At 68.1% G+C, this 13,715-nt stretch carries 9 protein-coding genes; 1 reads left to right on the forward strand and 8 read right to left on the reverse strand.

From position 1 onward, the window contains the following. Positions 1 to 12: 12 nt before the first annotated feature. The 3 genes from HCT51_RS16635 to ypfJ form a co-directional block, all read right to left on the reverse strand. Positions 13 to 5,682: a DUF4082 domain-containing protein gene (locus tag HCT51_RS16635; protein WP_166874777.1), complete on the reverse strand. Its 5,670-nt coding sequence runs from the start codon at positions 5,680 to 5,682 to the stop codon at positions 13 to 15. A 249-nt stretch (positions 5,683 to 5,931) separates the two neighbouring features. Then, entirely contained in the window at positions 5,932 to 6,096 is a 165-nt protein-coding gene (locus HCT51_RS16640) for a phage holin family protein (protein ID WP_166874773.1), read from the reverse strand. A 78-nt stretch (positions 6,097 to 6,174) separates the two neighbouring features. Next, on the reverse strand, positions 6,175 to 7,053 hold the full coding sequence (ypfJ, locus tag HCT51_RS16645) for a KPN_02809 family neutral zinc metallopeptidase (protein ID WP_166874770.1): 879 nt from the start codon (positions 7,051 to 7,053) through the stop codon (positions 6,175 to 6,177). Between the two features lie 240 nt (positions 7,054 to 7,293). Between ypfJ and HCT51_RS16650 the strand changes: the two genes are divergently transcribed. Continuing rightward, the gene (locus tag HCT51_RS16650) at positions 7,294 to 8,178 is read left to right on the forward strand and encodes a hypothetical protein (protein ID WP_166874764.1); all 885 of its coding nucleotides are present in this window, start codon (positions 7,294 to 7,296) and stop codon (positions 8,176 to 8,178) included. 386 nt (positions 8,179 to 8,564) lie between these two features. Here the strand turns inward: HCT51_RS16650 and HCT51_RS16655 are convergent, their stop codons facing one another. The 5 genes from HCT51_RS16655 to HCT51_RS16675 all read right to left on the reverse strand — a co-directional run bounded on the left by HCT51_RS16655 (position 8,565) and on the right by HCT51_RS16675 (position 13,685). After that, positions 8,565 to 9,302, reverse strand: a complete 738-nt coding sequence (locus HCT51_RS16655) for a lysophospholipid acyltransferase family protein (RefSeq protein ID WP_166874759.1) — start codon at positions 9,300 to 9,302, stop codon at positions 8,565 to 8,567. A gap of 25 nt (positions 9,303 to 9,327) precedes the next feature. Beyond that, positions 9,328 to 9,855 carry a GNAT family N-acetyltransferase gene (locus tag HCT51_RS16660; RefSeq protein ID WP_166875756.1) on the reverse strand — a complete coding sequence of 176 codons (528 nt, stop codon included), beginning with the start codon at positions 9,853 to 9,855 and terminating at the stop codon, positions 9,328 to 9,330. A 238-nt stretch (positions 9,856 to 10,093) separates the two neighbouring features. Further along, complete coding sequence (gene recQ / locus HCT51_RS16665; RefSeq protein WP_166874754.1) at positions 10,094 to 11,908, reverse strand: DNA helicase RecQ; 1,815 nt, start codon at positions 11,906 to 11,908, stop codon at positions 10,094 to 10,096. Continuing rightward, positions 11,905 to 12,168: a hypothetical protein gene (locus tag HCT51_RS16670; RefSeq protein ID WP_166874749.1), complete on the reverse strand. Its 264-nt coding sequence runs from the start codon at positions 12,166 to 12,168 to the stop codon at positions 11,905 to 11,907. The genes recQ and HCT51_RS16670 overlap by 4 nt, the downstream gene beginning before the upstream one ends. After that, positions 12,165 to 13,685, reverse strand: coding sequence for an HNH endonuclease signature motif containing protein (locus tag HCT51_RS16675; RefSeq protein WP_166874743.1), 1,521 nt, complete (start codon positions 13,683 to 13,685; stop codon positions 12,165 to 12,167). The genes HCT51_RS16670 and HCT51_RS16675 overlap by 4 nt, the downstream gene beginning before the upstream one ends. Between the last annotated feature and the right edge of the window lie 30 nt (positions 13,686 to 13,715).

Consider the following 13,715-nt stretch of genomic DNA (forward strand, 5'->3'; position numbering starts at 1 on the left):
GCGTGTGGGCGGTCAGCCGTTCGGTGTGAACAGCACGTCGACCCAGAAGTTGTGGTCTGAGACGCTGTCGGGATAGTCGATGGGCCCGTAGCGGTAGACGCCGCCGGAGGCGACGGTCGACAGCGGGCCGTTGGTCACCGAACCGCGCAGGCCGTCGAGGTCGACGGCGTAGCGGCCGGTGGTGCTGTGCAGGCTGGCGCGGAACTCGATCCCGGGGTCCATCGGCACCGGTGTCGACAGGGTGGCCTGCTGCCAGCCGCTGGCCGTCTCATCCAGGAACGAAATCTCGGCGAGCCGTTCACCGGTCGCGCTCCACAGGTAGCCGGTGTGAGTTCCGGTGTTGGCCGCGCCTTTATAGAAGCGGATGCCGGTGACCAGTCCAGACTCGGACGCGGTGAAGCGCACGCCCACCTGCACCGAGGATGTGTCGTCCCACGCGTCGACGGCCGGCACCGCGTCGCCGAAGATCGAGACGGCGGCGAGTACCGCTGGCTCCTCCGCGGTGGTGAAGTCCCACGTTCCGCCGGGCAGCGGGGCACCGCTGGCCTCCAGCGCGACCACCGCGTTGACCTTTGTCGCCCAGGGCAGGGGTGCCGTCGGCACGAAGGTCAGCGTTCCGGTTGCTGGGTCGAACGTCGAGGTGCCGGGCACCGCGCCGCTCGGTCCGGTGAGGCCGAGCACCGGGGTCGCGGTGCCGGCATTTGTCACCTGGGCGGTGACCGATGTCGTGGGTGCAACGTCAGTGCTGTTCGGTGCGGGGCTGACGGTGCTGACGGCGGTCGCCGGGGCGGGTTCCGGCTCCGGGGTGGGGGTGGGATCCGGGTCGGGCGTGGGGGTGGGGTCAGGAGCGGGCGTTGGGTCGGGCGCCGGGGTGGGCTCGGGGGCGGTGAGCAGGTCGCTGGTGACGAACACCACGTCGACGCCATAGCTGGTGGCGTTCCAGGTGTCCGCCGGGAAGCCTCCCGGGCTGCCGTAGCGGTACCGGCCGTTCGTGCTGTCGGCGATCAGCGGTCCGTTCGATCGCGGTACCGCGAAGTAGCCGGCGTCGGCGGCGTAGCGCCCCTGGGGCGCAAGGTACGACACCACGTAGGTCTCGCCGGGTGTGAGGCTCACCGGACTGGCGAGGGCTGCGGTCTGCCAGCCGGCCGCGGTCTCTGCGGTGAACGCCACCGTTCCCAGGGCTGTGCCGGTTGCCGACCACAGGGTCCCAACGTGGCTGCCGCCGTTGCCGGTGCCCTTGTAGAACCGGATCGCGGTGACCGCGCCGGGCTGTGTAACCGAGAACGCCATGCCCAACTCGACCGCGCTGTTGTCATCCGTGACCGCGGTCACCGCGGGAGTTGCCGAGTCGAGCAGCGTGAACTCCCCGCTCAGCGGCGGTGGCGGCACGGTCGTGAACGACCAGCTGCCGTCGGCCAAAGGCGCGCCGCCGATCGACACGGTGGCCGTGTACTGGGTGATCCGGTCGAGCTCGGCGTCCGGGGTGAAGCTGACCGTGCGGGTGCTGCTGTCGTAGCTGCTGCTGCCCGCGACGGGACCGGCCGGGCCGGTCACCTCGAGCGCGGGCGCGCCCTGGGTGGGGTTCGCCGACAGTTCGGCGCTGATGACGGCGGATGTCGCGACATCCGTCTGCCCGCTGGCGGGATTCGTCGCCTGCAGGGTCACCGGCGCCGGCGGCGTCACGGTTCCGGTGGCGAACAGCACGTCGACGAAGTAGTTGGACGCCTTCCAAGTCCCCGTGGGGAACCCGCCACCGGTCGTGTAGAGGAAGCGGCCGTTGGCTCCCACGTCGGCGGTGATCGGGCCGGACCGGCGGAGCGTGCTGAAGTAGTCGGAGGTGACAGCATAATGGCCGCGCGGCGCGAAATAGGACACCACGTACTCCTGCCCTGGCGTCAGCGGGTACGGGGTCGCGAATCGTGCCGTCTGCCATCCCGACGACGACTCGCCGGCGAACGTGACCGTGGCGAGCCGTTCGCCGCTTGCCGACCACAGGCTGCCGCGGTGCGTTCCGGTGTTGCCTGCACCCTTGTAGAAACGGATGCCGGTGACCGCACCTGGCTGCGACACGGTGAACGCCATCCCGAGCTCGACCGCATCGGCGTCGCTGTCGGCCAGCACCTGCGGGGTCTCGCTGCCGAGCAGGGTGAACTCGCCGTCGAACACGGACTGGTCGGCGGTGGTGAAGTTCCAGCTGCCGCCGACGAGCACGGTTCCGCCGGACGACACGATGGCGGAGTACTGCGTGGCCGCGGCGAGCGGCGCGCTCGGGGTGAATGTCACTGTCGCGGTGCTGGCATCCCAGGTCACGCTGCCCGCGACGGGGCCTGTGGCGGTGGTCAGCCCGATCACCGGCACGCTGTCGGGGTTGCTGTTGGACACGACTGCCGACACGGTCGCCGAGGTCGCGACATCCGTCTGCCCAGCCGTGGGGTTGCTGGAGGTCACGGAGAGCGGACTTGACCCGGTGGCGTCGGTGACGAAGACCACGTCGACTAGGTAATTGCTGCTGGACGACGAGCCAGGGAACCCGGTCGAGTAGGTGTATGCGCCGCCCCCGGCTGGAACGGTGAGCGGCCCTCGGCTGAACCCGCTGCTGAAGCCGCCGACGGTGGCGGAGTATGTTCCGGCGGTGGTGCGGTACGCGGCGACATATTCGGAACCGGCCTGCACGGTGATCGGCTGGCTGAAGTACACGGTCTGCCAGCCGGAAGCGGTCTCGTTCACGAACGTGGTCAGCCCGAGCGGCGAGCCCGCACCGGTCCACAGCGATCCGACGTGGGTTCCGCCGTTCGACGGGCCCTTGTAGAACCGGATGCCGGCGATCGCGCCGGAGGTGGTCGGGGTGAATCGCACTCCGACGGTGACCGCTCCGCTGTCCATCACTTCGAGCACCTGCGGGACGGTCTCCGGCGGGAAGATGGTGCACGGGCAGACCGCCTCGGTGTCGGCGTCCGCGGTGGTGAAGGTCCAGGCGCCGCCCGCGCTCAGGGGCCCGCCAGTGCTGCTGGTGGCGCTGAGACTGACCGAGTAGCTGGTGGTCGGGGCCAGCGGCGCGGTCGGGTCGAAGAGCACGGTGCGCGTTGCCGGGTCGTAGCTGAGCACACCGTCGACGGCGCCGCCGGCGATGTTGCGCACGGTCAGGCCGACGGATGCCGCGTCCACATCATTCGAGAGGCGCGCGCTGATCGTGGTGTCCACCGAGGCGCCGGTAGCGCCGGGTGCGGGCCAATGACTGGTGGCCACCAGCGGGGTGGTGTTGACCAGGTCGAAGACCACATCGACGAAGTAGTTGCTGTCTTGGAAGCTCTCGGCCGGGAACTGCCCGGGGTCACCGTATAGACCGGCCGGAAGCGCGCCGAATCCGCTCGGCACAGAAAGCGGCGGGCTTGCGACCGCGGAATACGGCCAGTAGTACGACTCAACCGCATAATGCCCGCGCGGTGCCGTGTACGAAACGACATAGCTCTCGCCCGCGATCAGGGCGACAGCGGCGTCGAAGTACGCGGTCTGCCAGCCGGAGGGGCTCTCCCCGGAGAACCCGAGGGTTGCCAGCCTGGTGCCCGCGGCATCCCAGAGCGACCCGGTGTGCACACCGGTGTTCGCAGCGCTCTTGAAGAAGCGCACTCCGGTGGCGAAGCCGTTGACGGTGGGGGTGAAGCGCAGCCCGAGTTCGACGGCAGAGCCGTCGTCGGAGTCGACCTGGTCGGGGACGGCGTCACCGAACACGCTGGACGGTCCCGTGACGGTGACCGGTACGTCTGCTGTCAGGGTCGGGAAGTTGCCGCTGTCGTCGATCGCCCGCACGCGGATGCTCTGGGTGCCCTGGCCGGTTTGTGGGTAGGTGTAGTTCCACTGGTCGGTGCCGGTCGCCGGGTGCCAGCGCACGCCGCCGTCGGTGGAGACCTCAACGCCGGCGACGCGTCCGCCGACGTCGGTCGCGGTTCCGCTGACGGTCACGAGGGTTCCGTTGCCGATCGAGGAGTTCGCGGCGGGCGACGTCACGGTTACCGTGGGCGCGACGGTGTCGGTGCTCTGGGTGGCCGGGACCAGCTCGGCCATCAGGGTGGCCGGTTGCGCGCCCATGTCGGCCAGCAGGTTGACCTGGGCCTGCTGCATCCGGCTGTCGACGGCACCGCCGACTCCGTCGTGGGTGTTGTCGAGTCCCCAGGCCCACTGAATGCTGGCGGCGGAGAACACCAGGGCGCCGCTCGCTGCCTGGTACAGGGTGACGTGGTGGGTGGTGGCGCGGTCGGTGACGATGGTGTTGCCGTAGTCGCTGAGGTATTCATCGGAGGGCCCGGTCGTCGTCGACATCCGGATCATGCCGTCCGGTCTAAAGCCGTTGTCGACGTCCTCGTTGGATTCGTAGCCGACGGTGAGTGGCGCGAGTTCGGCCGAGGCACCGGGGCTGAGAGCGGTGAGTGACGTGTTGCGCCAGAGTCGCAGCTTGCCTTCGGCACTCGATACGGTCACCGGGAGAGCGCTGCGGTTGGATTGGAACATGGTGCCGGAGACCGCGTTCTCGGGAAGCCCGGCGCCGGTGGACTGGGCGGCGAACCGCGGGTCGCGCCAGGTCCCGGTCCACTCAGCAGCGGCCGGGTCGATCTTGGCGTTGCCCCAGGTTTCCTTGTAGGAAACGAGCGTGCGATAGGCGGTGGCGTCGTCCGATGCGGCCGGCTCGTAGCGAGTGCGCCAGTAGCCTTCGTTTCCGCTGAGGAACTGCATGTTCACGCCGGCATCACGAGCGGCCTCGATGTTCGTGCGTTGTGCGCCGGACCAGTACTCGTCGTGGCCGACGGACAGGAACACGCGGTGGTTCAGCAGGTGCGATCCGAACCGGTCACTGTCGATGCCGCTGGCGTAGCTGACGTCGTAGCCGTTGCGTTCGAGAAAGCGCACCTGGGCGTATTCGCTTGAGAAGTAGAAGTCGCGGGACGTGGTGCCTTCCCGGGTCGCGAAAGGCCGGTTGTAGCTGATCTTGTGGGCGCGGCCGTTGGCGCCGCCCTGGTAGAAGTCCGATCCGCCATACGAGTTGTAGGCGTGCCAGGTGGTGTCGGACGTTTGGAACAGGATGTCGCTGGTGCTCGAGTCATCGCGCACGATGAAGGTGACATGACTCTCCCCACCGGTGTCCAGTCGCTTGAGCAGTGCGATGTACACCCCGGAGACGGCAGCCACGGGCACGTTCCAAGACGCCGAGACGCCCCACGTGCCGCAGTCGTACAGCTCAGTGCTGAGGTCACTGATGCACTCTGGCTGATTCTGCGGCAGCGTGGCGGAGGGCTGCACGGTGTCGATCAGGCGGGCGCCGTCGCCCTGGTACCAGCCGGTGCGGAAGATGCGGATCGAGTAGTTCGCGGCATCCGTGTCGATCTTGAAGTCGATGCGGCTGCCGATGTTCACACTGATGTCGGTGGCGAAGCCCTGGATGCTGGGGTCACCGGCTCCACTGATGTCCCAGACTTCCGGCGGTGTGCCCGGCTTGCTGTTTTCGCAGGCAATGGCGTTCGATCCCGGCCCACACGGCTCGGCCGCGGCAGCGCTCGGCACCACACCGGCCAGGCCCGCGGCGGTGAGCGCGAGGGCGACGCCGAGCGATAGCGCGGCGCGCAGCAGGCCGCCGCGGAGGCGTGGGGTGGGGCCGGTCGGCTCGGAAAAAGCCGTCGCTAAAGCATTCACTAAAGTGCACCTGCATTCGGGTTACAGGGAAACAACAGCAAGGGATTGCTGTGGTGAGAGCCGTGACTAACAGTGGGGTGTTACGCAGCGCAGACGTCAGGGATCAGATCGTCAGCGTGCGTCATGTCGGGCGTCGGGCAACACCGGGTAAACGGGTGACTGTCACATTAGCCAGCGTGTCGGCTTGGCGTCAATAGGTCAGACGTGATATGCGTTCTCGAGCTCTGCTCAGGGGTTTTCGGGACGCGCTCAGCGCAGGCCGCGTTCCTCGAGCCACTCCTGGTGCTGGCGGAGCGCTCGACGCACTGCGGCGCGGACCACGTGATAGAACACCAGCACGCCCAGCGCGGCACCGATCGCCCAAAGCACCAGCCCGGGCAGGATTCCGCCAATCAGGTCGAACAGTTGATCCATGCTCGAACGTTATCGGGTCGGGCGTGTTGCGGCTAGCTGCAACTGCGCGGCTCAGCTGCTCGCTCGTGGATGCTCGCGCTATAGCTGCTCGCCCGGCACCGCGAAGGTGTCGCAGGCGTTCGCTCCGCCGTTCAGCCCGGCGAGGAACCAGCGCTGCCGGGACTCGCTCGACCCGTGCGTCCAGGTCTCGGGGTTCACCTGACCCTGCGTCGATTCCTGGATGCGGTCGTCGCCGATCACCTCGGCGGCGTTCAGGGCGTCGGCGACCTGCGCGTCGGTGACCGGCTCGAGGAACGGCGTACCGGATTCGTCCGGCACGGTCGAGGCGGCTCCCGCCCAGGCGCCGGCAAAGCAGTCGGCCTGCAGTTCGAGGCGGACGGCATCGGATGTCGGACCGGTGTCGCCGCGCTGCACCTGGTTCATGATGCCGGTGATGTTCTGGATGTGGTGGCCCCACTCGTGGGCGACCACATACTCTTCGGCAAGCGGTCCGCCCTGGGCGCCGAACCGGGTGCGCAAGTCGTCGTAGAACGCCGTGTCGATGTACACGGTCGCGTCGGGCGGGCAATAGAACGGTCCAACGGCGCTGGTGGCGTTGCCGCATCCGGTGCCGACCGCTTCTTGAAACAGCACGAACGCGGGCAGCGTGTACTCGGCGCCGAGTTGGCCTTCCCAGTAGGCGTCGAGCGACTGCGCGGTGAAATCGAGGCGGCAGTCGAGGTTCTCGTTGGCGTCGGCGCCGGTCTCGCAGTTCGCCACCGGGGTGTCGTTGCCGGGAGCACCCTGGTCCGTTCCGGTGCCGCCGCCGAGAAGTCCGGACAGGTCGACGCCAAACAGCTGCGAGATCAGCACGAGCGCGACCACGGCGATTCCGCCTCCGCCGACCGCGATACCGGCGTTGCGGCCCCGGCGGCTGGCACGGGGTCCGCCACTGCGGGCGCCATCGTTGAACGTCATGAGGAGACGTTACCCCCTTATTGGGGGTCAGTTGAGAGTCGTTTGGGGGGATCGCGTAGTCCTCCCTTGTCAACGGCCAACGAGAACTGCCCATGGGCGGCCAGCAGAAATGCCCGGTGGTGGCCAGGAGAACCGGCCGAAGTACCCACCTCGATTGTCACCCCGTCAGGAAACCCTGCCTGCACTACAACTGACCCGCCGATCACCACCGCAAATGGCATTGGTGAATAGGATCGGGCCATGGATCAGGAAAACGGACCGTCTCCGCTGGTATCGGTGCATCCCATCACCGACCGGGACCTTCCCGAGGTTGCGCTGTTCCTCGGTGAGCACTTCCCGCCAGCCACGCCCGCGGACCAGTGGGCAGACGCCTGGCGCACCACGGTAAACCTGTCTGGTAGCACTGCTCCCAACCATGGATTCCTGCTGCGCGCCCAGGGACGGGTAGTCGGTGCGTACCCGGCGATCTACTCGACCCGTGTCATCAACGGCCGCCTAGAGCGCTTCTGCAATCTTGCGGTCTGGTTCACGACCCCCGAGTACCGGTCACACAGTATGCGGATGGTCCGTGCTGTCCTCGGCCAGAAGGACGTTACCTTCACTGACCTCACTCCGATCGACCTGGTGCAGAAACTCAACCTGCGACTTGGCTTCACGTACCTCGACACCGCCACTGCCGCAGTCCCCAACGTGCCGTGGTTCTGGCTAGCGCGCGCACGGGTCAGCGACGACCCAGTGGTGATCGCGTCGACTCTCACGGGGCACGTTCGCACCTACTTCGCGGATCACGCCGAGTGTCGGTGGGCCCGGCACCTGGTGCTGGTCCGCGGCGACCAGTCGTGCTACGTCGTGTGGCGGAGGCGTCGTATCAAAGGCCTCCCGCTGCTCGCGTCAATCCAGTACATCAGCAACCCAGCCTTGTTTCGCGGGTCCTTCGGCTCGCTCGCTCGTCATCTGCTTCTGCACCACGGCACGTTCGCCACCCTCGTCGAAGACCGGCTGGCAGGTGGGCGCATCTGGCCGTCGGTGAAGATGCCCCGTCCCGACCGACGGATGTTCAAGAGCACGACGGTCGGTCCGGAGGACATCGACTACCTGTACAGCGAGATCACCAGCGCGCCGTAGCCGGTTGTGCCGGTTGTCCCCGACGCGTGCCGGGTGGTTCCTTGGGCGGCGCATCCGCCAATAACGCGGGCAGTTACGTGGCCGCCTCGGGCAGTCTGGCCGCTAACATTCGCTGATCGGAAGATCTTCGTCAGCTCGGCCTCCCGTGGTTCCCGACGAGCCGTTTGTGCGCGCAAATCAGCGCTTAGCGCCGGGCCAATGTGCCAACCTGCCCACACAATCGCCCCGAGGGGGCGCGGTATGACCCGTGAGGCTGCTTTACCGGCGAGGGGCTCGACCCGCGAAGGCGCTCGAGTCGCGCGAGGCTCGACTCGCGGAAATGCTCGAGCACCGGCGCCGACACCGGCTCTCACCGGGCACTGCTTTCGCCTATAGGGAATCTAGGCCTATAGGGAAGCCGGGCTGCGGAACACTCGGCGCACTCGTTCGCCAATGGTCTCGGCGGGGGGCTCGTTGTACATGTTCGCAAGCTCCTGGTCCGACATCCGGCCGATCGCGGCCATCACTTCGTCGGTGGCGTGCCGTCGCGCCCGACCCGACTTTGCTTCGCCATGACGGCTCAGGTCGAGAGGGGCGCCAAACTCCACCGTGATGCGGTGTAGATGGATGCGTCGTGACCCGACGGGCTGCAGACGTTCGGTGCCGCTGAGCGCAACCGGCACCACAGGCACCTTGGCGGTCAGCGCGAGCCACGCCACGCCGGTGCGGCCGCGGTACAGCCGCGCATCGAGCGATCGGGTTCCCTCCGGGTAGATCGCGAACGCGTTGCCGTCGTTGAGGATCCCGAGGCCGGCGTCGAGCGATTCCTGGGCGGCCTGACCGGCACCGCGCACCACCGGTACCGCGCCGATGCTGGTGAAGAAGCTGCGAGACAGCCAGCCCTTGAAGCCGGTTCCGGAGAAGTAATCGGCCTTGGCAAGAAACGACACCGATCGCGGGGCAACCAGCGTGATCACGATGCTGTCGATGAACGAGAGGTGATTGCTGGCGAGCAGTACGGGGCCGCGCTGAGGGACGTTGGATCGGCCGATGATGCGCGGTCGGAAGATCAACCGAGCAAGGGGGGCGGCCAAGAGGCGCGCAAAGAATTTGAGCACGGTCCACCACTTTAGGCCGCTTTCCATTCCGTGCGGCGCATATACGGCATGTTTAAAGCTCCCGTTGCAGCCGGTAGAGGACGTGCTTCTGCAACGGATGACCCGGCGCGAGGTTTGGGTGGTCGAAGTCGTCGGCGGGGTTGTGCGTCATTCCGAGCCGCCGCATCACCGCGCGGGAACGCTCGTTTGCCGGCGCAGTGAACGACACGATCTCGTCGAGGTGCAGTGTGTCGAAGGCGAACCGCACTGCGGCGCGGGCCGCTTCGGTCGCGTAGCCGTGGCCCCATGCGGCCCGGGCAAGACGCCAGCCGACCTCCACCGCCGGAGTGAATGGCGCCTCGAACGGGACGCGGCTCAGCCCGGTGAATCCGACAAAGGTACCCTCCCGTTCTACGGCCCAGAGTCCGAACCCTTCGCGGTCGAAGTGCTGCGCAATCCGTTCGGCTAGGACGTCACTCTGATCGGCGGTCAGCACAGCAGGGAAATGCTCCATGACCTCGGGATCAGCGTTCATTGCGGCGAACGGTGCCAGATCTGCAGGTGTCCACCCTCGCAGCAGTAGTCGCTCGGTACGCAGCATGTCAGTCACAGCGCATCACCACTTGTCCGGACCGACCCCGCCTCGCGGGACCGGCACCCCGTCCGTACTGCTCCGCACCACCTGGCCAGTAGCCTGTCCGAACTGCCCCTCGCGTTGACCGGCAACCTGTCCGGACCGCCTCGCCATGCCACGCCACGCCACGCCACGCCACGCCACGCCACGCGCGACTATCACCCATCCAGACCGACTCCGCCGCGCCCCACACGTTGTGAGCCGCTTACCCTGCCACCACGCCGAGCACCGCGTCACCGTAGGTCTCGAGCTTCTTCTCGCCGACGCCGCTGATCGTGGACAGCTCCTCGAGCGAACTCGGCCGGGTCACCGCGATACCGCGCAGGGTCGCGTCGCCGAACACCACGTACGCCGGCACACCCTGCTCCCGGGCAACCCCAGCCCGCCAGGCGCGCAGTTGTTCGAACAGGTCAGTGGCTGATACCGGCAGGTCGACCGGAGCTGACCGCCGGGAGCCGCCGCTCGCCCGCCGGGCTGATCCGTTGCGGGGTGCTTCCTTGCGCAGGCGCACCTCCCGGCCGCCGCTCAGCACCTGGCCGCTCGCCTCGGTGATGACCAGGGTGCCGTAGCCGTCGGCGGACACGGACAGCAGCCCCTGCGCGAGCAGCTGGCGCACCACGCCGCGCCACTCCGCCTCGGACAGGTCGGTTCCGATGCCGAACGTGGTGAGCGCGTCGTGCCCCTGCTGCGACATCCGTTCGGTCTGCTTGCCCAGCAGGATGTCAATGATGTGGCCGGCGCCAAACTGCTGGCCGCGTTCCCGCTTCAGCCGTACGACCGTGGAGAGCAGCTTCTGAGCCGGGACGGTGCCGTCCCAGCCTTCGACCGGTTGCAGGCAGGTATCGCAGTTGCCGCACGGTGTCGATTCCTCACCGAAGTATTTGAGCAGCTGCACTCGGCGGCATTCGATGGTCTCGCAGAGCGCGAGCATGGCGTCGAGGTGCTGGCTGAGTTTGCGGCGGTGCTCGGCATCGCCGTCATTGTCGGCGATCATGCGGCGTTGCTGCACGACATCCTGTAGCCCGTAGGCGAGCCACGCGGTGGAGGGCAGTCCATCACGGCCGGCGCGGCCGGTTTCTTGGTAGTAGCCCTCGACGCTCTTCGGCAGGTCGAGGTGGGCGACGAAGCGCACATCGGGCTTATCGATGCCCATGCCGAACGCGATGGTCGCCACCATCACGAGGCCGTCGTCGCGGAGGAACCGGGACTGGTTCGCGGCGCGCACCTCGGCCGGGAGGCCCGCGTGGTACGGCAGGGCGGGCACGCCGTTCTCGGCAAGGAACGCGGCGGTCTTCTCCACCGACGCGCGCGACAGGCAGTAGACGATGCCCGCGTCGCCGGGGTGTTCGGTGCGGATCAGGTCGAGCAACTGTTTCTGCGGCTGCTGCTTGGGAGCGATGCGGTACTGGATGTTCGGGCGGTCGAAGCTCGACACGAAGTGACGGGCAGCGCCGAGGTCGAGTCGGGTGGTGATCTCGCGGTGGGTGGCCTCGGTGGCGGTGGCGGTGAGGGCGATGCGCGGTACGTTCGGCCAGCGCTCATGCAGCATCGACAGGGTGAGGTAGTCGGGCCGGAAGTCGTGGCCCCACTGCGCCACGCAGTGCGCTTCGTCGATGGCGAACAGGGCGACCGTTCCTCGTTCGAGCAGCGCGGCGGTCGACTCCAGCTTGAGGCGCTCTGGTGCGAGGTAGAGCAGGTCGAGTTCGCCGGCGACGAAGGCGGCCTCGACCCGGGCGCGCTCCTCGAAGGACTGAGTCGAGTTGAGGAACGCCGCGCGGGCACCCACCGCAGAGAGGGCGTCAACCTGGTCTTGCATGAGGGCGATCAGCGGTGAGACGACAACGCCGGTTCCCTCCCGGACGAGCGCGGGAATCTGGTAACACAGCGACTTTCCGCCGCCGGTGGGCATCAGCACCAGGGCGTCGCCGCCGGCGATCACGTGCTGCACGATCTCTTCTTGCTGCCCGCGGAACGAGTCGTACCCGAACGTGGTCTCGAGTACGGAGAGGGCGGGAGTCATGCGATCAAGGGTAGCCGCGGCGTCTGACGCGAACTGTCAGCGATGGACGACCGGGGGCTGTCGACCAGTGTGGACGACGGGCTCTTTCCGGCGAGGGTGGATGACCGGCGCTTGGCAGCAAGCAAAACAAGTGCGACAAGCGGGACAAGGACGGCAAGGACGACGACGACGACACGCGAGACATGGACGGCAAGCGCGGCGTGGATGCGTAATATCGACGCCGCGGCCGCGGTGGGCTGGTTGGTCGGCGGGGTTCTCATGCGGGGCGTTGTTGTAGGTCGGCGAGTGCTTGGCTGCGGGAGGGCATGGGTCGGGGTTTTTGTTGCGGGTCGACCGCGGCGGGTGGGATCAGCCAGTACTGTCCGTGGGCGCGGGTGATGCTCCAGCCGTGGTCGTGGAGCAGCAGGTGGTGATGTCGGCAGAGCAGGATGCCGTTGTCGATATCGGTCAGCCCGTGGTCGCGGTCCCATTCGTCGATGTGGTGTGCTTCGCACCAGGAGGCGGGGCGGTCACAGTCCGGCCACATGCAGCCGCCGTCTCGGGCGGCGAGGACCAGTCGTTGTTTCGGGTTGAACAGGCGTTGTTCGCGGCCGAGGCGGAGCGATTGGCCGTCGTCGCCGAAGCTGATCGGCACGACTCCGGCCTCGCACATGGCCCGGGTGATGGTCTGCATCGACACCGGCACCTTTTGTCCCTCGATCCAGCCGCGGCCGTCGGGCTTGTGCAGTTCGGTTTCGGCGACCAGCAGGCGGACGGCGGGTTTGCGGCTGCCGCAGATCTGTCCGGGGTCGGCGTCGATGCCCAGCTGGAGCAGGGCGAGGAAGCCGTCGAAGGCGAGCTGTTCCGGGGAGCGCGGGTCGGATTCGATGGCCTCGGCCCGGGCCAGCTCGGCCGGGGTCACGAACCGGGGGCCGCCGCGTTTGGGTGAGGTGAGGGCGTCGATGGTTTCATCGATCAGCTCGGCGTTCTCCGGGTCGGCGGTGATCACGTAGCGGGTCATCCCGTCCGGTTGCCGGTAGCGGCGGATGCTGCGCGCCTGGTGCAGCGCCCGTTCCCGGTCCAGGATGCCGGCCGCGTCCAGTTCGTCGCGGAGCTCCCGGGCCCGCCGGTAGAGCCGGTCGGCGGACAGCTCCGGGGCCTCGGCGAGTAACCGCAGCACCGCCCCGGCCAGATCGGCCACCGTCACCCCGCCTCCGCCGGCAGCAGCGCCCGCGCCCGCGCCAGCAGCGCCGGCAGCGGTGTCGTGGTCGGTGCCGGCAGCAGCAGTGTGGGAGTCGGCGCCGCGCTGCTCGGCCGGCAGGTCGCCCAGGCCGTTGCGGATCGCCTCGGCCTTCGCCACCGACAGCTCGTCGCGGGCCACCGCCCGGCCGACCTCGTCCAGCCAGGGCCGGGACTGCTTGAACGACCGCTCCGTGGTGGGGTCGCCGGCATCCGTCTCGGCCGCGTTCACCATGATCGCGCCGACGCTGACCAGGGTTCTGGCCTCGGCCTCGGTCACCCCGGTGGTGGCGGCCACGAACTTCTCCGGAGTGCGGTGCCCGGTGCGTTGCGCCAGCCCGTCGTGGCCGAGTTCCGGTGCCGAGCGGCGGGCGATCTCGCCGACCACCGCGGCGCTGCGGACCTGCACCGAGCGGGTCAGCTCGGCGTAGCCGGCCTGCCAGTCCAGCAACCGGTCATCGGACAGCGCGGCCAGGGTGGCCTGCTCCACCGACAGCGCGCCGACCGCCGCGAGGGCGGCGGTGAGCGCTTGCAGGTCGGGGAGCGTGGTCTGGGGCATGCACCCATTTTCGCAGGATTCGAAGGTATG

This window comes from Salinibacterium sp. ZJ450 (genome assembly GCF_011751885.2).
Classification (GTDB): Bacteria; Actinomycetota; Actinomycetes; order Actinomycetales; family Microbacteriaceae; genus Ruicaihuangia.